15 protein-coding genes are annotated in these 19,404 nt (G+C 65.2%); 10 read left to right on the forward strand and 5 right to left on the reverse strand.

Annotated features, from left to right (window positions below; genetic code table 11):
- Positions 1 to 6: 6 nt before the first annotated feature.
- The 3 genes from ACCD07_RS18020 to ppc form a co-directional block, all read right to left on the reverse strand.
- A complete protein-coding gene (locus tag ACCD07_RS18020; RefSeq protein WP_176653702.1) occupies positions 7 to 786 on the reverse strand; it encodes a 3-hydroxybutyrate dehydrogenase in 780 nt (259 codons plus the stop codon).
- Positions 787 to 884: 98 nt separating this feature from the next.
- The gene (locus ACCD07_RS18025) at positions 885 to 2,006 is read right to left on the reverse strand and encodes a PAS domain-containing protein (protein WP_353402095.1); all 1,122 of its coding nucleotides are present in this window, start codon (positions 2,004 to 2,006) and stop codon (positions 885 to 887) included.
- A 166-nt stretch (positions 2,007 to 2,172) separates the two neighbouring features.
- Entirely contained in the window at positions 2,173 to 5,013 is a 2,841-nt protein-coding gene (gene ppc / locus ACCD07_RS18030) for a phosphoenolpyruvate carboxylase (protein WP_413448149.1), read from the reverse strand.
- 147 nt (positions 5,014 to 5,160) lie between these two features.
- Between ppc and hemC the strand changes: the two genes are divergently transcribed.
- From hemC to ppa, 5 genes are all read left to right on the forward strand, one after another.
- Entirely contained in the window at positions 5,161 to 6,192 is a 1,032-nt protein-coding gene (gene hemC, locus ACCD07_RS18035; RefSeq protein ID WP_413448150.1) for a hydroxymethylbilane synthase, read from the forward strand.
- Positions 6,193 to 6,199: 7 nt separating this feature from the next.
- Positions 6,200 to 7,003, forward strand: coding sequence for a uroporphyrinogen-III synthase (locus tag ACCD07_RS18040; protein ID WP_176653706.1), 804 nt, complete (start codon positions 6,200 to 6,202; stop codon positions 7,001 to 7,003).
- Positions 7,000 to 8,148, forward strand: a complete 1,149-nt coding sequence (locus ACCD07_RS18045) for a uroporphyrinogen-III C-methyltransferase (protein ID WP_413448151.1) — start codon at positions 7,000 to 7,002, stop codon at positions 8,146 to 8,148. The genes ACCD07_RS18040 and ACCD07_RS18045 overlap by 4 nt, the downstream gene beginning before the upstream one ends.
- Before the next feature lie 2 nt (positions 8,149 to 8,150).
- A complete protein-coding gene (locus ACCD07_RS18050) occupies positions 8,151 to 9,347 on the forward strand; it encodes a heme biosynthesis protein HemY (protein ID WP_176653708.1) in 1,197 nt (398 codons plus the stop codon).
- A gap of 176 nt (positions 9,348 to 9,523) precedes the next feature.
- Positions 9,524 to 10,066, forward strand: a complete 543-nt coding sequence (ppa, locus tag ACCD07_RS18055; RefSeq protein WP_176653709.1) for an inorganic diphosphatase — start codon at positions 9,524 to 9,526, stop codon at positions 10,064 to 10,066.
- A gap of 52 nt (positions 10,067 to 10,118) precedes the next feature.
- On the opposite strand, the gene ACCD07_RS18060 is transcribed toward ppa, so the two are convergent.
- Positions 10,119 to 10,706, reverse strand: a complete 588-nt coding sequence (locus ACCD07_RS18060; protein ID WP_176653710.1) for a Crp/Fnr family transcriptional regulator — start codon at positions 10,704 to 10,706, stop codon at positions 10,119 to 10,121.
- A gap of 251 nt (positions 10,707 to 10,957) precedes the next feature.
- Here ACCD07_RS18060 and ACCD07_RS18065 point away from each other — a divergent pair, with 251 nt between their 5' ends.
- On the forward strand, positions 10,958 to 11,590 hold the full coding sequence (locus ACCD07_RS18065) for an HdeD family acid-resistance protein (protein ID WP_413448152.1): 633 nt from the start codon (positions 10,958 to 10,960) through the stop codon (positions 11,588 to 11,590).
- Positions 11,591 to 11,599: 9 nt separating this feature from the next.
- Here the strand turns inward: ACCD07_RS18065 and ACCD07_RS18070 are convergent, their stop codons facing one another.
- Entirely contained in the window at positions 11,600 to 12,730 is a 1,131-nt protein-coding gene (locus ACCD07_RS18070) for a GNAT family N-acetyltransferase (protein ID WP_176653712.1), read from the reverse strand.
- A gap of 127 nt (positions 12,731 to 12,857) precedes the next feature.
- Here ACCD07_RS18070 and ACCD07_RS18075 point away from each other — a divergent pair, with 127 nt between their 5' ends.
- The 4 genes from ACCD07_RS18075 to ACCD07_RS18090 all read left to right on the forward strand — a co-directional run bounded on the left by ACCD07_RS18075 (position 12,858) and on the right by ACCD07_RS18090 (position 19,403).
- Positions 12,858 to 14,912 (forward strand): NAD(+) synthase, encoded by a 2,055-nt coding sequence (locus ACCD07_RS18075; protein ID WP_353402115.1) that lies wholly within the window; start codon positions 12,858 to 12,860, stop codon positions 14,910 to 14,912.
- Positions 14,913 to 15,041: 129 nt separating this feature from the next.
- Positions 15,042 to 15,380, forward strand: coding sequence for a P-II family nitrogen regulator (locus tag ACCD07_RS18080; protein WP_020705920.1), 339 nt, complete (start codon positions 15,042 to 15,044; stop codon positions 15,378 to 15,380).
- Between the two features lie 135 nt (positions 15,381 to 15,515).
- Entirely contained in the window at positions 15,516 to 16,928 is a 1,413-nt protein-coding gene (locus ACCD07_RS18085; RefSeq protein WP_413448153.1) for an aryl-sulfate sulfotransferase, read from the forward strand.
- A gap of 99 nt (positions 16,929 to 17,027) precedes the next feature.
- Positions 17,028 to 19,403, forward strand: a complete 2,376-nt coding sequence (locus ACCD07_RS18090; RefSeq protein WP_413448154.1) for a TonB-dependent receptor — start codon at positions 17,028 to 17,030, stop codon at positions 19,401 to 19,403.
- Position 19,404 lies beyond the last annotated feature (1 nt).

Consider the following 19,404-nt stretch of genomic DNA (forward strand, 5'->3'; position numbering starts at 1 on the left):
CTCCTCCTATTGCATGAACCATCCATGGCTGACCACCAGCGATTGTCCGGTCAGCGCGTTCGACGGGAAGCTGGCGAACAGCAGCGCCACTTGCGCCACGTCCTCCACCGTGGTGAACTTGCCGTCCACGGTATCGGCCAGCATGACTTTCTTGATGACGTCCTCCTCGGAGATGCCCAGTGTCTTGGCCTGCTCGGGAATCTGCTTGTCGACCAGCGGCGTACGCACGAAGCCCGGACAGATCACGTTGGCGCGCACGCCGTGCTCGGCGCCTTCCTTGGACACGGCCTTGGCCAGCCCGATCAGCCCGTGCTTGGCCGTCACATAGGCGGACTTGAGCTTGGACGCTTCCTTCGAGTGCACCGATCCCATGTAGATCACGCTGCCGCTGCCGGCCTTGTACATATGCGGCAGGCAAGCCTTGGTGGTCAGGAAGGCGCCGTCCAGGTGGATGGACAGCAGTTTCTTCCAGTCCTCGAAAGGAAACTCTTCGATCGGGTGGATGATCTGGATGCCGGCGTTGCTGACCAGAACGTCGATCTGGCCCCAGGCCTCGATCACGCCGGCGATGCCGGCGTTGACTTGCGCTTCGTCAACCACGTTCATGGCGATGGCCATGGCCTGGTGGCCGGCGGCCTTCAATTCGTTGGCGGTCGCTTGCGCCGCTTCCAGGTTCAGGTCGGCAATCACGACCTTGCCGCCTTCGCGCGCGTAGACCAGCGCGATTTCCTTGCCGATGCCGCTGGCGGCACCGGTGACGATACAGACTTTGTCTTGCAGTTTCATTGTTTCGCTCCTCGCGGGTGTGGGAATGCAACCCCGCGATTACAGCGGCTATGCCGGCCGGCGTCTATGCGCCAGCGTACATAGCGGCCGGGCGGGGGCTATTCGGGCACCGAGGTCACCGGCAGGGTCATGCTCAGCACGGTGCCGGCGCCGGCCAGGTTGGCCACCGCCAGTTCGCCGCCGAAGTCGACCAGGCGCTCGCGGATGGCGCGCAGTTCCAGCGCGCCGGACACCTTCCGCCGATCGGGCAGGCCGTCGCCGCTGATGATGATGGACAGCTTGGCCGGCTCCAGGTTCAGCGTCGCCTGCACTTCGCGCACGCCCGAGTGGCTGCCGACATAGTCCAGCGCCGCCTGGGCGATGTGGAAGATGGCGGAAGTCTGGCGCTGGTCCAGCGCGGCGTTGTCGTTGAGCACCTTCAGGCGGCAGCTCAGGCCGTGACGGCGCTCCAGCTGCTGCAACTGCCATTCGACGGCGGCCGACAGGCCCAGCTCCAGTGTGCTGGGATGCAATTCGTTGATCAGGTCGCGCACCGCGACGATGCAGGCGTCCAGCGTGGCCAGCGACTGCGCGGCGCGCCGGTGCAGCAGCGGTTGCTGTTGGCTGGTGCGGGCGTGCAGGGCGGACACATCCAGCTTGAGCGCCAGCAGGTTTTGCGCCAGGTCGTCGTGGACTTCCTTGGCGATGCGGCGCCGTTCGTTGTCCTTGGCGCGGCGCTGGTGGGTCGACAGCGCGCGCAACTGCTTCATCGAGTTCACCATCGTGCGCTCGGCACGCTTGCGCTCGGTGATGTCGATGCACATGGCGATCAGCAGGCGTGGCCGGCCCTGCTCGTCGTAGGTCGGCTGCTTGTAGGTTTGCAGCCAGCGGTTTTCGCCCAGTCCCTTGTGCCACAGCAGTTCTTCGTTGACCAGGTGGCGGTGGGCGGCGAAGGCGGCGCGGTCCTGGGCGATGTAGCCGGGCGTTTGCTCGGGGAAATGCGCGCTGCCGTCGGTCCCGCGCATTTCGCTGAAGCGCACGCCCCACATGGCTTCGCAGGCCGGGTTCATCAGCACGAAGCGCGACTGCGCATCCTTGATGAACAGGGCCAGCGGCATCATGGTGATGATGTCCTGCAGCTCGGCGTCGGCCGCCAGCGGCGCGCCGCCTATCTCCGCCCGCAGTTGGGCCACCACGCTTTCAATTTCGGACTTACCCAGCGACTCGATTATAGTCTTCATGACAATGAATATAGTAGTTTAGCTAAGATTGTAATGCTAATTTTGTCATTTTGTCTTGTCTTTTGGGAAATAAAAAAAGCCCCATGCTGCCTTGCGACAATTTACAACGTCGCAAGGCAAACGGGGCTTTCAGTACTGCAGGGTAAGAAGATGCTTAGTGGCAATATCAGCCAGTGTTGCGCAGACCAGCGGCGACGCCGTTGATCGACAGGTGGATGCCGCGGTGCACCCGTTCATCCGCCTTGCCCGGCTCGCTCGACAGCGCGCGGTGGCGCTTGATCAGCTCCACCTGCAAGTGGTTCAACGGATCGAGGTAGGCGAAGCGGTTCTGGATCGAGCGCGCCAGCAGCGGATTGCCGGCCAGGCGCTCGGTGGCGCCGGTGATGCGCTGCAGGATGCCCAGCGTGTTCGCGTGCTCTTCGGTGATGCGCTTGAAGATGCGGTCGCGCAGGTCCTTGTCCTGCACCAGCTCGGCGTAGCGCGAGGCGATCGCCAGGTCGGTCTTGGCCAGCACCATGTCCATGTTCGACAGCAGCGTGGCGAAGAACGGCCAGTGCTGGAACATCGCCTGCAGCTGGGCCAGGCGCTCGTCCTGCTTGCCGTCGTTGATCCAGGCGCCGATGGCGCTGCCGAAACCGTACCAGCCCGGTAGCAGCAGGCGGCACTGGCCCCACGAGAAGCCCCATGGAATCGCGCGCAGGTCTTCGATGCGCTTGGTCGACTTGCGCGAAGCCGGACGTGAACCGAGATTCAGTTCGGCGATCTCGGCGATCGGCGTGGCGGCGAAGAAGTAGTCGGTGAAGCCGGGGGTTTCATAGACCAGGTTGCGGTAGGCCTTGTAGGCGCGGTCGGAGATCTCGGCCATGATGGCTTCGAACTGGCGCAGCTGGGCCTGGTGCGCGCCGTCTTCCGACTGCGGCATCAGGCTGGCCTCCAGCGTGGCGGCGACCAGCAGCTCCAGGTTGCGGCGACCGATGTCCTTGTTGGAGAACTTGGACGCGATGATCTCGCCCTGTTCGGTCAGGCGGATCTGGCCGTTGACGGTGCCGTGCGGCTGCGCCAGGATCGCCTCGTACGACGGGCCGCCGCCGCGGCCGACGGTGCCGCCGCGGCCGTGGAACAGGCGCAGCTTGACGCCGGCCTTTTCAAACACGGTGACCAGGTGGGTCTCGGCCTTGTACAGCTCCCAGTTGGAGGTCAGGAAGCCGCCGTCCTTGTTGGAATCCGAATAGCCGAGCATGACTTCCTGGATCTGGCCCTGTTTGGCGATCAGCGCCTTCACCAGCGGGATCGCCATCACGGCTTCCATGATGCCGGCCGCGCGCTGCAGGTCGGGAATGGTTTCGAACAGCGGGATCACCATCAGGTCCAGTTCCTGTTCGGCGATGCGCAGCAGGCCCATTTCCTTTTGCAGCAGCAGCACTTCCAGCAGGTCGGACACGGTTTCGGTGTGCGAGATGATGTAGTTGCGGATGGCGCGCTCGCCGTAGCGGGCACGGATCTGGCGCGCCGCGCTGAGCACGCCCAGCTCGGAAACGGTCTCGGCCGAGTAGGCGATGTACGGCGAGTACAGCAGGCGCGGCTGCGCCAGTTCGCTCAGCAGCAGCGCCACCTTGGCGTCCTCGTCCAGCGACGAATAGTCGGCCTGGCCGCCGGCCTTGGCGAACAGCTCGGCCAGCACACGCTCGTGGATGTCCGACGACTGGCGCATGTCCAGCGAGGCCAGGTGGAAGCCGAAGATGTCGGCCGCGCGCTTCAAGGTCGACAGGCGCGGCTGCACCAGCACAGCGCCGTGGTTGGCGTTGAGCGAATCGACCAGCACCTGCAGGTCGGCCGAGAATTCGGCGGCGTTGGCGTACGGCTCGGCGTGGCCCACTTCCTTGCGCAGGATGTTGGTCGCGCCCAGCGCGCGGGCGGTGCTGGCCAGGCGGGCGTAGATGCCGATCAGCGCGCGGCGGTACGGTTCGTCGGCGCGGTGGTCGGAAGTATCCGGCGAGTGGTCGGCCAGCGCCTGCAACGCGGGACTGCAGGCGATCATCAGCGTCGACACCGACAGTTCGGCGCCCAGCGTGTGCGCCTCTTCCAGGTAGAAGTCGAGGATGGTGGTGGCCTGGCGCGTCAGCGCGTGCTCCATGGTGCCGCCGTTGACGTTCGGGTTGCCGTCGCGGTCGCCGCCGATCCAGCTGCCCATCTGCACGTAGGGAGCGTTGATCTGCGTGGTGGCGCCGTCGCCGTTGCCGTAGTGGGCGGCGATGTCGGTCTCGATGTCGTCGTACAGGCCCGGCAGTTCGCGCAGGAAGGTGATGCGGTAGTAGGACAGGGCGTTTTCAATCTCGTCGGCCACGGTCAGCTTGGAGTAGCGCAGCATGCGGGTCTGCCACAGGGTCGCGATGCGGGCGCGCAGCAGGTGCATATTGGCCGCCTGTTCCTTCGGCGTCAGCGGCAGGTCGCGCTCGGCCAGCAGGCGGGCGATGTCGTGCTCGGCGTCCAGGATGGACTTGCGCTGCACCTCGGTCGGGTGGGCCGTCAGCACCGGCGCGATCAGCGCCTGCTGGAAGAACTCGCCCACGGTTTCCTGGCTGACGCCGGCTTCCTTGAGCTTGCACAGCGCGAAGCTGACGCTGCCCTGCTGCGGCTTCGAGCCGGCCAGCAGGTGCGTGCGGCGGCGGCGGATGTGGTGCTGGTCTTCGGCGATATTGGCCAGGTGCGAGAAGTACGAGAACGCGCGCACCACGGAAATGGTCTGCTCGCGCGTCAGGATTTTCAGCATGCCGTCCAGTTCCTTGGCGGCGCCGGCGTCGGCCTCGCGGCGGAAGCGCACGGCGGTTTGCCGGATGGTCTCGACCACGGCGTAGACTTCCTCGCCTTCCTGGTCGCGCAGCACGTCGCCCAGCAGGCGGCCCAGCAGGCGGATGTCTTCTTTGAGGGGCGCGTCTTTATCGAGATTCGTGTCCACGCCAGGTTGTTCAGCCGTTTGATCGTTCGTTGCACTAGATTGTTTTGCCATGAGATAAGCCGCAAAGGATGAAATGTCGGTGCAAAGGCTTGTGGCCCGGTTCTGCAAGAAGGTGAGCGTGATAAAATTTGTGATCTTAAACACGCGCGTGTTACTGGCCTGCGCCGGTTAGCGTCAGCTACAGCGAAAGAACTGGTTTTGAAAATATCGGAATTACTACAAAATCCCCCGTCCACGTTGGTAATCGCTTCGCGTGAAAGCCGCCTTGCCATGTGGCAGGCCGAGCATGTCCGCGCTCGCTTGACATTATTATATCCGCAGTGCGATGTCAAAATTGTAGGAATGTCGACAAAAGGCGATCAAATTCTTGATCGCACGTTGTCCAAGGTAGGCGGCAAGGGGCTGTTTGTCAAAGAACTTGAAGTCGCGATGGCCGAGGGCCGCGCCGACCTGGCGGTGCATTCGCTGAAGGACGTGCCGATGGAGTTGCCGGAAGGATTCGCGCTGGCAGCCGTGCTGGAGCGCGAAGATCCGCGCGACGCCTTCGTCTCCAACGACTACGCCTCGCTGGACGAGCTGCCGGCCGGCGCCGTCGTCGGCACCAGCAGCCTGCGCCGCCAGTCGCTGATCGCGGCGCGCTATCCGCACCTGGTCATCAAGCCGCTGCGCGGCAACCTCGACACCCGGCTGGGCAAGCTCGATCGTGGCGACTACGCCGCCATCATCCTGGCCGCCGCCGGCCTGATCCGCCTGGGCCTGCCGCAGCGCATCCGCGTCTTGCTGGATCCGGCCAGCAGCCTGCCGGCCGCCGGGCAGGGCGCGATGGCGATCGAAATCGCCGAGCGCGACGACGGCGTCGACCTGATGGCCCTGCTGGCGCCGCTGAACCACGAGGCCACCGCGCAGGCCGTCACGGCCGAGCGCAAGGTGTCGAAAGTGTTTGGCGGCAGCTGCCAGGTGCCGCTGGCGGCGTTTGCCACCGTTGAAGGCGGGCAGATGCATCTGCGCGCGATGGTGGCGACGCCGGACGGCAGCCGCATGGCCAGCGCGGAAGTGCGCGGCGCGGCCGCCGATCCCGAGGCGCTGGGCGCGCAGGTGGCCGAGCTGCTGCGCGCGCAGGACGCGGTCGGCATCCTGTCGGTGTGCCTGAGCGAGGCGGCGCAGGCCGACGCCGACGCCCGTTCGGCCGACCTGGCGGCCCAGGCCACGCCGCCCGCTGCAGACGCCTGACCTGCGGATGACCGGCGCCGTCGTCATCACCCGTCCCCTGGCGCAAGCCTTGCCGCTGGCGGCCCGCGTGACCGCGCTGGGCCGCCGGGTCGAATTATTGCCGCTGCTTGAAATCGAACCCCTGCCGCAACCGACCGCCCTGCTGGCCGCGCTGGCCAGGCTGACCGCGCCGGTGCCAGGCTACGTGCTGGTGGCCTTCGTTTCGCCGAACGCCATCGACGCCGCCTTCGCCCACATCCGGCAGTGGCCGGACGGCGTCACGCTGGCCGTGCTGGGCGAGGGCAGCCGCGCGGCGCTGGCCGCGCACGGCGTCACGCCGGACCGGGTGCATATCGTCAGCCCGGCCGACAGCGCCCACAGCGATTCCGAACACCTGCTGCAAACGCTGGACCTGCAGGCCTTGCGGGGCCAGCCGGTGCTGATCGTGCGCGGCGAAAGCGGGCGTGAACTGATGGCCGACGGCCTGCGCGCCGCCGGTGCCCTGGTCGACGTGGTGCCGGCCTACCGCCGCTCGGTGCCGCGGCTGACGCCGCAGCTGGCGGCCACCTTGCGCCATTTGCTGTCGCAGCAAAATGACTGGATCATCACCAGCTCCGAAGCGTTGCGCGGCCTGTGCGATCTGCTGGTCCGGCTCGACCAGGAACATCCTGATGCGGCGCAGCAGAATAGCGTTGTATTGATGCAACAGCAGCATTTGATCATTCCGCATGCCCGAATTGCCGAAACGGCAAATAATTTGGGGTTTTCCCGACTGACGCTCACAGGATCAGGCGACGAACGCCTGCTGGCCGCGTTACAATCACGCCTATGAACGATTTGCCTACATTACCTGATCCCGTCGTCTCGACCGGCGCCGCCCCCGAGACCCCGCCTGCCGCCAAGCCGCCGCAGCCCGAGCCCAGCCTGCTTGAGACCATCCAGCAGCCGCAGACGCTGCTGGTGGGCATCGTCGTGCTGGCGATCCTGCTGGCCGGCCAGACCTGGTCGTCGCACAATCAGGTGCGCAACCTGCGCGAGGAAATGGCGCGCCGCCTGCAAAAGGGCGACGCCAGCAATGCCGAAACCGGCACCCTGGCGCGCGCGGTGCAGGAGAGCAGCAAGGAGCTGCAAGTCAAGGTCAGCCTGCTGGAAAGCAAGCAGCAGGAAGCGCAGAGCCAGCAACTGGCGCTGGAGCAGTTGTACCAGGACCTGTCGAAGAACCGCGACGAGTGGGCGCTGACCGAGATCGAACAAGTGCTGTCGACCGCCAGCCAGCAGCTGCAGCTGGCCGGCAACGTGCCGGGCGCGCTGATCGCGCTGCAGAACGCCGACCGCAGCCTGTCGCGTTCGGACAAGCCGCAATTCATCACCATCCGCCGCGCCATCGCCAAGGACACGGAAAAGCTGAAGGCGCTGCCGAGCGTCGATTCGGTGGGTGTGGCGCTGCGCCTCGACAACGCCATCGCGCAGATCGACACGCTGCCGATGCTGTCGGACGAAAAGCCGACGCTGCCGGCGCCGCCGGAGAAAAAACTCAAGCCGGCCAAGCCGCTGGCCAAGGGCGTCAAGCCTGAGCCGGTCGAGCAGACCAGCCCATGGCTGCAGGCGCTGCAGGACACCTGGAGCGGCTGGAGCAGCGAGATGTGGATCGACGTGCGCCAGCTGATCCGCGTGCGCAGCGTGGAAACGCCGGATGCGCTGATGCTGTCGCCGACCCAGGCCTACTTCCTGCGCGAGAACCTGAAGCTGCGCCTGCTGAACGCCCGCATGGCGCTGCTGTCGCGCAACGAGGCGGCCTTCCGCGCCGACCTGATCGCGGCGCAGGAAGCGCTGGTCAAGTATTTCGACGTGCGCGCCAAGTCGACGCAGACCGTGCAGGCGCTGTTGCGCCAGGTGCAGGGCAGCAATCTGGCGATTGAAATGCCGACCCTGTCGGACAGCCTGAACGCTGTGCGCAACTACAAAGCGAAGCCATAGCCATGCGTTTATTTCTCTGGATAGTCGCCCTGATGGCCGCGGCGATCGGCATCGCCGTGACGGCGCGTTACAACCCGGGCAACGTGGTGCTGTTCTACCCGCCCAATCGCATCGATTTGTCGCTGAACTTCTTCGTGGTGCTGGAAGTGGCGCTGTTCGCCTTCCTGTACCTGGTCATCCGCGCCTTCCGCGCCACCGTCAAGATGCCGGGCAAGGTTGCCGCCTACCGCCAGCAGAAGCGCGAGCGTGACGGCAACAAGGGCTTGCGCGAAGCGCTGAAGGCCTTGTTCGAGGGCCGTTTCGGCCATGCCGAAAAAGCCGCCATGCGCGCCGCCGAACTGCCGGACAACGCCGGCGTGGCCGCGCTGATCGGCGCCCGCGCCGCGCACCGCATGCGTCAAAGCCAGCGCCGCGACAACTGGCTGGCCCGCCTCGGCGGCGACAACGCGATGAAGACCGCGCGCCTGATGACGATGACCGAGTTGCTGGTCGACGACCATCAGCCGGAGCAGGCGCTGGAAGCGGTGCGCGAACTCAACGCCAGTGGCACCCGCCACATTCACGCCCTGCAATGGTCGCTGAAGGCGCAGCAGCAGGCCAAGAACTGGCCGGAAGTGCTGCGCCTGGTGCGTTCGCTGGACAAGCACCGCGCGCTGCATCCGGCCTTGTCGGCGCGGCTGCGCGAGCTGGCCTACGATGACATGCTGTCCGACGAGGGCCACGACGCCGAATCGCTGCAGCGCGTGTGGTCGACGGTGCCGAACTCGGACCGCATCAAGCCCTACGTCGCCTGCCGCGCCGCCACCGCGCTGAACGCGCGCGGACTGCATGACGAAGCGCGCCTGGTGGCGGAAGAGTCGCTGGCCGCCGACTGGGACGACCGCGTGGTGCGCGCCTACCGCGAAGCGGCGGCGCCGGCCGGCTCGGCCGCGTTGCTGATGCAGATCGAGCACTGCGAAAACTGGATCCACGCGCGCCCGACCGACGCCGAGCTGGCGCTGACCTTGGGCTCGCTGTGCCTGAAGCAAAAGCTGTGGGGCAAGGCCCAGCGTTACCTGGAGCAAGCCTTGTCGGACGCCTCGGATCCGCGCATGGTGCGCGAATCCCACCTGAAGCTGGCGCAGATGCACGAAGCGCTGGCGCAGCCGGAAGACGCCGCCAACCACTACCGCCAGTGCGCGCTGGCCACCATTCTTTAAATCCGGGGTCAGATCCGACATTTGGACACGAACTCTGCTGTAGCGGCTACTACAGCAGAGTTCGTGTCCAAATGTCGGATCTGACCCCGGATTTTGGGTGCTGCGCTGCACAAGCGGGCTGTACTTCGCTATAATTACGCGGTTAAACATTTGCCAGCACCTACGAGGAAACCCCCATGAGCTTGAATAAAGTATCTTCCGGCCGCGACCTGCCGAACGATTTCAACGTCATCATCGAAATCCCGATGAACGCCGATCCGATCAAGTATGAAGTCGACAAGGAGTCGGGCGCGATCTTCGTCGACCGCTTCATGGGCACGGCGATGCACTACCCATGCAACTACGGCTACGTGCCGAACACCCTGTCCGACGACGGCGACCCGGTCGACGTGCTGGTGATCACCCCGTTCCCGCTGATCCCGGGCGTGGTGGTGCGCTGCCGTCCTATCGGCGTGCTGAAAATGACCGACGAATCCGGTGAAGACGCCAAGGTGCTGGCCGTGCCGGTCGACAAGGTGCTGTCGATCTACAGCCACTGGCAGAAGCCGGAAGACCTGAACGAACTGCGCCTGCGCCAGATCCAGCACTTCTTCGAGCACTACAAGGACCTGGAAAAAGGCAAATGGGTCAAGATCGACGGCTGGTACGGTCCTGAAGAAGCGAAGAAGGAAATCCTGAGCGGCGTCGAGTCGTACAAGAAGGAAAACGGCGTCGCGTAATTTCCGCTGCCGCAACGAGAAAGCCCCGCGTTAGTTTATTGCGGGGCTTTTTTTATTCCGGCTGGGCGGCTGCCGCTTCGGCCTCGCGCCGCAGGCGCGACATGTATTGCGGCGTGATGCCCAGGTAGGACGCCACCGCGCGCTGCGAGATGCGCGCCTCCAGTCCCGGATATTCTTCGCGGAACGCCGCCAGCCGCTCGTGGGCCGAGGTTTCGCCGTTGGTGTAGGCGCGCTGCGCCAGCGTCTGCAAGCCGTGCATGGCGATGTTCAGGTGATAGTGCTGCATCACTTCGTGCTGCGCGCGCAACTGGCAGGACAGTTTCCAGTCCAGCGTGAAACCGTTCACAGGCGTTTCCGCAATCAGGAATTGCACCGCGGGCTGGCCGCTCTCGCCGCTGATCAGGTCGGTCAGCGTGGTGGCCGATTCGCCTTCGCGGTAAAAGCGCAAGGTCATTTCCGTGTTGTCGCGGTTGAAAAAGCCGCTGCGCACTACGCCGCTGCTGATCCAGTGCACCTGGGTCGCCGGGACGCCGGCGCGCTGCAGATAAGCTCCCTTGCGCACATGGAACGGCTTGGCGATGGGGGCCAATATCTCGGTGACGTTGTTGTAGGATTCGTCGCTGACATCGATCCGCTTCATCGTGGCGGACCTGAACCGCTCACGCTGTCTTATAAAATCTGCATTCATGCTTGCTTGCCATGTCCTGATAAAACCCTACAAGGGGCGCAAAGTATAGGCCCGATTGACGTTGCTGTGAAGCAAACTGGTTTCATCTACGGGTTTCCTCTACGTAAAAATCGTAGGTAACGCTTCCATTTTACCGGTTTGCGGAACCCTTTGCCCGCCAGACCGCTCTGAATGAGATGAGACGCTACGGTGTAGGAGGGGATATGGATGCGAAGCCCATGGTGTTGCGGTCCTGGTGGGTGCTGGCGCTGCGCGGCGTGCTGCTGCTGGTGTTCGGCGGCCTGGCGCTGACCATGCCCGGGCCGACGGTACTGAGCCTGGTGGCGATTTTTGCGCTGTATGCCTTGCTGGCGGGGATAGTCTACCTGGCCGGCACGGTGCGGCACCGGCGCCATGCCACCGGTCCGCATGCGCTGGACTGGTGGCTGTTGCTGCTGCTCGGGCTGGTGAGCCTGGTTGCCGGCGTGCTGGCGGTCATGCGGCCCGGCTTGGCCGCGCTGGTGCTGGTGATCGTCATCGGGGTCAATGCGCTGATCACCGGCGTGCTGGATATCGTGCTGGCCGTGCGCCTGCGCAATCATTTGCGGGGCGGCGACTGGCTGCTGCTGGCCGGCGGCCTGGCGGCCATCGTGTTCGGCACGATTTTGCTGACGCTGCCCGCCATCGGCGCGCTGGCGCTGGTCTGGCTGATCGGCACCTACGCGATCGTGGCCGGAGCGCTGTATCTGGCGCTGGCGTACCGCTCGTATGGGCGCATGCCCTGGTCGGCGGCCAGGCAGGTGAATGCCGAGCGCCGCGTCGGCGAACGCCGCACCGCGCCGGCCGCCCAGCACTGAAGCGGCCTGTCAGCAGGCGGCCTTGAACGGCACGTGCTCGGCCAGCTCGTCGATGTAGTCGTCCATGGCGGCCGTTTCCTGCGCCAGGAAATCGGCGATGGCGTCGGCGAAGCGCCGGTCCGCCACCCAGTGAGCGGACCAGGTCGGCGTCGGCACCAGCCCGCGCGACATCTTGTGCACGCCCTGGGCGCCGCCTTCAAAACGGGCGATGCCGTGCCGGATGCAGTATTCGATCGACTGCACGTAGCAGGTCTCGAAATGCAGGCCCGAGACGAATTCCTGCGTGCCCCAGTAGCGCCCGTACATGATGTTGCCGCCGACCAGGTTCAGCGCCGCCGCCACCGGCTGGCCGCCGCGTTTGGCCAGCACGATCATCAGGCTGTCTGGCTGCTCGCGCAGTATGCGCTGGAAGAACTTCAGGCTCAGGTAGGGCTTGGAATAGTGCGCCTCGTAGGTCGAGACGTAGCAGCTGTAGAAGAAGCGCAGCGCCTCGTCCGTGATCTGGCCGCCGGCCAGGTGCTCGAAGGCTATGCCGGCGTCCAGCACGCGGCGCCGGTCCTGCTTCAGCTTCTTGCGCTTTTCCATTTTCATGCTGGACAGGAAGGCGTCGAAATCCGCGTAGCCGGCATTCTCCCAGTGGAACTGCACGCCTTCGCGCAGCATGAAGCCGGCCTCGGCCAGCGCCTGCCTGTCCTGCTCGTCGGGGAACAGGATGTGCAGCGACGACGTGTCCAGCTGCCGCGCCACCTGCAGCGCGGCGCGCGCCAGCAGCTGCCGGTCTTCCTGCGTGTGCGCCAGCAGGCGGCTGCCGGTCACCGGCGTGAACGGCACCGCCGACAGCAGTTTCGGATAGTAGTCGATGCCGTTGCGGTGGAAGGCGTCGGCCCAGGCGTGGTCGAACACGTATTCGCCCCGGCTGTGGTCCTTCAGGTAGAGCGGCATGGCCGCCCGCAGCGCGCCGTCGCGGTGCAGCACCAGGTAGCGCGGGGTCCAGCCGGTGTGGGGCGAGGCGCAATTGGTTTCGTGCAGCGCGTGCAGGAAGGCGTAGGACAGCGTCGGATTGTCGCCGGCCAGCGCCTGCCATTGCGCCGGGTCCACGCCTACCAATGAGTCGATGATCGTAAACTCTGCTTCTGACACGCCTGCCTCCGGCCTTTGATGTTGGCGCCAGTCTAGCTTATCTGAGGCATTCCTGTTGACGGCGGAGCGGCCGCCCCCATGCGATAATTCAATTTTGTATGTCCGTAGTGCACGCGAAAGACTAGACATGACCTCGAATTTCCTCAATCTGTACTCGCACGACTTTGCCCGCGTGGCGATCGCCGCGCCGATTTGCCGCATCGCCGATCCCGCCTACAACGCCGCCCAGACCATCCAGCTGGCCGCGCAGGCCGCCGAACAAGGCGCCGCGCTGGTCGCCTTCCCGGAGCTGGGCCTGTCGGCCTATACCTGCGACGACCTGTTCCATCAGCGCGCCTTGCTGGACGGCTGCCTCGAAGCGCTGGACGACATCGTCGCCGCGTCGGGACAGTGGAAGATGACGATCGTGGTGGGCGCGCCGCTGCGCGTCGAGCACCAGCTGTACAACTGCGCGGTGGTCATCGCCAGTGGCCAGATCCAGGGCGTGGTGCCGAAGAGCTATCTGCCCAACTACGGCGAATTCTACGACGCGCGCCAGTTCAGCAGCGGCGACTATGCGGTCGCCACCGAGATCGACCTGCTGGGCGAGCGCGTGCAGTTCGGCTCCGGCCTGCTGTTCGAGGTGGCCGACATGCCGCTGTTCAAATTCCACGTCGAGATCTGCGAAGACGTGTGGGTGCCGATACCGCCGTCGTCGTTCGCCGCGCTGGCCGGCGCCACGGTGCTGGTCAACCTGTCGGCCTCGAACGCGCTGGTCGGCAAGGCCGGCTACCGCAACCAGCTGGTGTCGCAGCAATCGGCGCGCTGCATCGCGGCCTACCTGTACACCTCGGCCGGCACCGGCGAGTCGACCACCGACCTGGCGTGGGACGGGCAGGGCGTGATCTGCGAAAACGGCGAGATGCTGGCCGAGTCCAAGCGCTTCAGCGACGAAGCCACGCTGACCTTTGCCGACATCGACCTCGAGCGGCTGTCGCGCGAGCGCATGCGCATGAACACCTTCGCCCAATCGGTGCAGCGCCATGCCGCCGAGGTGAATAAATTCCGCACCGTGTTCTTCGAGCTGGACATCAACCGCGAACAGCCGCTGGCGCTGAAGCGCTGCGTCGAGCGCTTCCCTTACGTGCCGGCCGATGCGCGCCGGCGCGACGAGCGCTGCAACGAGGTCTACAACATCCAGGTGCAGGCGCTGGCGCAGCGCCTGACGTCGAGCAACATCAAGAAGATCGTCATCGGCGTCTCCGGCGGGCTTGATTCGACGCACGCGCTGCTGGTGTGCGCGCGCGTGATGGACAAGCTCAAGCTGCCGCGCACCAACATCCTGGCCTACACCATGCCCGGCTTCGCCACCAGCGAGCGCACCTTGACGCAGGCGCACCAGCTGATGAAACTGGTCGGCTGCACGGCGCAGGAAATCGACATCCGCCCGAGCTGCATCCAGATGCTGAAGGACCTGAACCATCCGTACTCGGAAGGGCAGGCGCAGTACGACATCACGTTTGAAAACGTCCAGGCCGGCGAGCGCACCAACCACCTGTTCCGCCTGGCCAACCACCACAACGCCATCGTCTGCGGCACCGGCGACCTGAGCGAGCTGGCGCTGGGCTGGTGCACCTACGGCGTGGGCGACCACATGTCGCACTACAACGTCAACGCCAGCGTGCCGAAGACGCTGATCTCGCACCTGGTGCGCTGGGTCGCCGAGTCCGGCGTGATCGGCCGCAACGACGCGCAGGTGCTGCTCAATATCCTGGCCACCGAGATCAGCCCCGAGCTGGTGCCGGGCACGGCGGACGGCCAGCCGGAGCAGCGCACCGAAAGCACCATCGGCCCGTACGAGCTGCAGGACTTCAACCTGTACTACGTGCTGCGCTTCGGCTTCCGCCCGTCGAAGGTGGCCTTCCTGTCGCTCAGCGCCTGGAGGGACAAGGAGCTGGGCCGCTGGCCGGACGGCGATCACGTCACCCGCAACCAGTACGACCTGGCCGCGATCAAGAAGAACCTGGGCATCTTCCTCGACCGCTTCTTCCGCACCAGCCAGTTCAAGCGCAGCTGTGTGCCGAACGCACCGAAGGTGGGCACGGGCGGCTCGCTGTCGCCGCGCGGCGACTGGCGCGCGCCGAGCGACGCGCAAAGCGTTGTATGGCTGGAAGAATTACGCTCCATTCCGGTGCAAGATTAAATGATTTAGCTGGTATTCGCAGACGTTGATGGACAGCGGGTGCGCGTCGATTACAATACAGACGTGCGCTCGCTGTCCACAGTTGGCCGGCTACAGATTTTCGATTCAGGTTTTAAATAAGGAGAAGTCATGAAACAGATTACCGCTGTGATCAAGCCGTTCAAATTGGACGAAGTGCGTGAAGCGCTGGCTGAAGTCAATGTCACCGGCCTGACCGTCACCGAAGTAAAAGGCTTCGGCCGCCAAAAGGGCCACACCGAGCTGTATCGTGGCGCCGAATACGTGGTCGACTTCCTGCCGAAAGTCAAAGTGGAAGTGGTGGTCGACGACGGCGTGGCCGAGCAGGTGGTGGATGCCATCATCAAGGCCGCCCGTACCGGCAAGATCGGCGACGGCAAGATCTTCGTGCAGAACGTCGAACAGGTGATACGCATCCGTACCGGCGAGACCGGCGCCGAGGCGGTGTAATCGCCGCCTGCGCCTCATCCCCACAATGCCGGTTTATCCGGCATTTTTTGTATAACGATGTTTGGTTATATTAGTTCGGGTTTTCTGGGTGGATTAGTAATATAGACACACTGTCCACTCCTGAGAACGCGTGTCATGACCACCACCACCAAGCTTGCAGCACTATCACTCCTGGCGGTTGCCGCCAACCTGGGCGCCGCGCCCAGCGTCTATCCCACCGGCGTTACCCGCTACGATACCGCCACCGCCTACAACAGCTACGTCATCTTCAGCGGGCAGGACAAGAACACCCACCTGATCGACATGAACGGCAACGAGGTGCATCGCTGGAACGCCGAAGGCTTTCCGCCGGTGCTGCTGGACCCGGCGCTGACGGGCGGCAAGCGCGGCCATGTGCTGGTGCAGCTGGCCAGCACGGCCGGCACATCCAACGAGGGCAACGGCCTGCGCAACCAGGCGATAGGCGAGCTGGATTGGGACAGCAAGGTGGTATGGCAGTGGGGCGCTGCGGGCGGCGCGCAGGATGCGTATGCGGCGCCGGTGGAAGGCAAGGCCTCGCCGCAAGTGCCCGGCGGCAGCGCCAAGCAGCACCACGACTGGCGCCGTCTGCCGAACGGCAATACGCTGGTGCTGGCCAACCTGGTGCATCCGCTGGCCGGCTTCGCCGCGCCGCAGGTGCTGGACGACGTGATCTACGAGGTCACGCCCGGCGGCGATATCGTCTGGAAGTGGGTGGCGTCCGATCACCTGGACGAATTCGGCTTCAAGCCGGAATCGCTGAAGCTGGTGAAGGGCGGCTACTCGCCGCGCGGCAAGGCCGCGCCGTTCGACTACCTGCACATCAATAACATGTCGGTGCTGGGCCCCAACCGCTGGTTCGACGCGGGCGACCAGCGCTTCAATCCCGAGAACATCCTGATCGATTCGCGCGAGGCGAACTTCATCGTCATCCTCGACAAGCAGAGCGGCAAGGTGGTGTGGTCGCTGGGGCCGGACTATCCGGCGCAGGTGCGCGGACCGCGCGTGCTGCCGCGCCCGGTGGACCAGATCGTCGGCCAGCATGACGCCCACCTGATCGAGCCGGGCTTGCCGGGCGCCGGCCACATCCTGGTGTTCGACAACCAGGGCGAGGCGGGCTATCCGCGCGTCGGCGTCGGCGTGCAGCCGCGCTCGCGCGTGCTGGAGATCGACCCGGTCAGCAAGCAGATCGTGTGGGAGTACACCGGCGGCGATTCCAACGGGCCGGATTGGGGCTTCTACAGCTCGTTCATCAGCAGCGCGCGCCGCCTGCCGAACGGCAATACGCTGATCGATGAGGGCATGAACGGCCGCATCTTCCAGGTCACATCCAGGGGCGACATCGCCTGGGAATACGTCAGCCCGTACTTTGCGCCGACGCCGGTTGCCGGCGCGGGCAAGCCGGTGCTGAGCAATTGGTTGTACCGCGCCCAACCGGTGCCGTACAACTGGGTGCCTGACGGCACGCCACGCTCCGAAAAGGCGGTCACCCCGCCGGAGCAGGGCAAGTTCCGCGTAGCCACAAACTAAACGCCACCTACTCATGACGATCAACGCGCCGGCCGCCAAGCCGGCGTGCGGGGCGGTTCACGCCCGCGCAATTCGCAGTACAACCACAGGAAAATAGTCATGCAACAGAATAAACTGGCCGCCGCCGTCGCGGCTTATGGATTGATCATCGCGGCCTCGGCGCCGGTGTATGCGCAGAACGCCGCAGCCGTGGGCTTGTCGGCCGTGTCGGGGACGGCGGCGGAAGCGGCTGCCGCGAGCACGGCAGCCGCCGAAGGCGAAGGCCAGGCCGCCACCACGGCCGCCGCCGACGCGTCGCTGGAAGTGGTGGCCCGCGTCACCGTCTCCACGCGGCGCCGCAACGAGACGTCGCAAAGCGTGCCGACCACCATGAGCGTGCTCGACAGCAGCGCGCTGGAAGGCAACCGCGTCTATCGCGTGCAGGACTTGCAGCAGCTGCTGCCGAGCACCACCGTCAACTACGTCCACGCCCGGCAGATGAGCTTTGCCGTCCGCGGGCTCGGCAACAATCCCGCCAGCGATGGCCTCGAAGGCAGCGTTGGCGTCTACCTGGACAACGTCTACCTGGCCCGTCCCGGCATGGCCGCGTTCGATGCGCTCGACATCCAGCAGCTGGAACTGCTGCGCGGTCCGCAGGGCACGCTGTTCGGCAAGAACACCACCGCCGGCGTGCTGAATATCACCACCAGGCAGCCGACTTTCCGCAGCGAGAACAGCGCGCAGATTTCGGCCGGCGAGCAGGGCTATGTGCAGGGCAAGGCTGTCATCTCGGGCGCGTTCTCGGACACGGCGGCCGGCCGCCTCGCCGTCTACAAGACGCATGAAGGCGGCTACATCACCAACGTCTACAACGGCGACAAGGTGCAGGGCGGCGACCGCGAAGGCGTGCGCGCCCAGTTGCTGCTGGAACCGAACAACAAGGTCAGCGCGCGCCTGATCGCCGACTACAACGTCGAAGACTCCAACAACGGCACGCTGGTGTTCTACAACGCCGGCCCGAGCGGCAAGTTCCTGGCGCAGGCCGCCGCCGTCGGCGGGCACCCGATCACCGATCCGTCGCTGCGCGAGGTCAACCTGGACCGCGGCTCGCACGTGGACGTGCACCAGGGCGGCGTCTCCGGCGAGGTCAACTGGAAGCTGGACAACGACTACAAGTTCACCTCCATCAGCGCCTACCGCTTCTGGAACTTCACCCCGCACAACGATGACGGCCTCGAAGTGCCGGTGGTGCTGAACGTCGGCGCCTCCGCCCGCCACCGCCAGTTCACGCAGGAGCTGCGCCTGGCCACGCCGTTGGGCCAACCGGTGGAATCGGTGCTCGGCGCGTATTACTACTACCAGAATCTCGACAACGTCAGCTTCACCTACAACGGTCCGCTGGCCGACAAGTTCAACGCGACACCCGCAGGCGCATGGAGCAACGTCACCAGCATCGGCAACGGCCACTTGCGCGTCAACAGCTACGCCTTGTTCGGCCAGTCGATCTGGCACATCGATCCGCAGTGGGACCTGACCGGCGGCCTGCGCGCCACCTATGAAGACAAGATCGCCCAGGTGACGCGCGACGCGCCCGCCGGCGGCGCCGCCGTCACCGGCGCCGCGCTGGCTTCGCGCAACGCCCGCTACGGCGCCTACAACTCCGGCGACGTCCACCTGAACAACCTGAGTCCATCGGCGCTGGTCACGCTGGCCTACAAGATCGATACCGACGTGCTGGCGTTCGGCAGCGTGTCGCACGGCGAAAAATCCGGCGGCATCAATCTGTCGGTGCCGGGCGCGGCGGGTGTATCCTCGCTCAAGGTCAACAACGAGAAGGCCAACAACCTCGAGCTGGGCATCAAGAGCAACCTGCTGGAACGCCGCGCGCAAGTCAACGCCAGCCTGTTCTGGAACGAGGTCAAGGGCTACCAGAGCAACGCCTACGACCCGGTCAGCGCCACCTCCTACCTGACCAACGCTGGCAACGTGCGCAGCCGGGGCCTGGAGCTGGACACCAGCCTGGTCGTGGCGCGCGGCTTCACGCTGGGCGCCAACGGTTCGTTCAACGACGTCAAGTACAAGGAGTATAAAAACGCCCCGTGCCCGCCGGAGAAAGCCGGCGCCTTCTGCGATCTGTCGGGCCGCGCCGCGCTGGTCAACGCGCCGCGCTGGATCGGCAACCTGAGCGCGCAATACGCGCACGCGGTGGCCGCCAACATCGAAGGCTATGGCAACATCAACTACGCCTACCGCAGCAGCACCTACGGCACGCTGGACGCGTCCGAGTACGGGCGCATCCCGTCGTGCAGCCTGACCAACCTGTCGGCCGGCGTGAAGATCAGGAACGGCGCGACGCGCTGGGACATTTCGTTCTGGGCCAAGAACGTGTTCGACAAGCTGTACTACACCAGCACCTGGAACACCAACCCGGGCGCTTACAACGCCGTGATCGGCACGCCGCGCCAGCTCGGCGTGACGGCCCGCGCAGACTTCTGAC

Source organism: Duganella sp. Dugasp56 (genome assembly GCF_047304105.1).
GTDB lineage: Bacteria > Pseudomonadota > Gammaproteobacteria > Burkholderiales > Burkholderiaceae_D > Rugamonas > Rugamonas hordei.

Bases quoted from the DNA above. Each gene is read 5' to 3' on its own strand.
- ACCD07_RS18020 (WP_176653702.1), bottom strand. From the start codon at position 786: ATGAAACTGCAAGACAAAGTCTGTATCGTCACCGGTGCCGCCAGCGGC.
- ACCD07_RS18025 (WP_353402095.1), bottom strand. From the start codon at position 2,006: ATGAAGACTATAATCGAGTCGCTGGGTAAGTCCGAAATTGAAAGCGTG.
- ppc (WP_413448149.1), bottom strand. From the start codon at position 5,013: ATGGCAAAACAATCTAGTGCAACGAACGATCAAACGGCTGAACAACCT.
- ACCD07_RS18040 (WP_176653706.1), top strand. From the start codon at position 6,200: ATGACCGGCGCCGTCGTCATCACCCGTCCCCTGGCGCAAGCCTTGCCG.
- ACCD07_RS18045 (WP_413448151.1), top strand. From the start codon at position 7,000: ATGAACGATTTGCCTACATTACCTGATCCCGTCGTCTCGACCGGCGCC.
- ACCD07_RS18050 (WP_176653708.1), top strand. From the start codon at position 8,151: ATGCGTTTATTTCTCTGGATAGTCGCCCTGATGGCCGCGGCGATCGGC.
- ppa (WP_176653709.1), top strand. From the start codon at position 9,524: ATGAGCTTGAATAAAGTATCTTCCGGCCGCGACCTGCCGAACGATTTC.
- ACCD07_RS18060 (WP_176653710.1), bottom strand. From the start codon at position 10,706: ATGAAGCGGATCGATGTCAGCGACGAATCCTACAACAACGTCACCGAG.
- ACCD07_RS18065 (WP_413448152.1), top strand. From the start codon at position 10,958: ATGGATGCGAAGCCCATGGTGTTGCGGTCCTGGTGGGTGCTGGCGCTG.
- ACCD07_RS18075 (WP_353402115.1), top strand. From the start codon at position 12,858: ATGACCTCGAATTTCCTCAATCTGTACTCGCACGACTTTGCCCGCGTG.
- ACCD07_RS18080 (WP_020705920.1), top strand. From the start codon at position 15,042: ATGAAACAGATTACCGCTGTGATCAAGCCGTTCAAATTGGACGAAGTG.
- ACCD07_RS18085 (WP_413448153.1), top strand. From the start codon at position 15,516: ATGACCACCACCACCAAGCTTGCAGCACTATCACTCCTGGCGGTTGCC.
- ACCD07_RS18090 (WP_413448154.1), top strand. From the start codon at position 17,028: ATGCAACAGAATAAACTGGCCGCCGCCGTCGCGGCTTATGGATTGATC.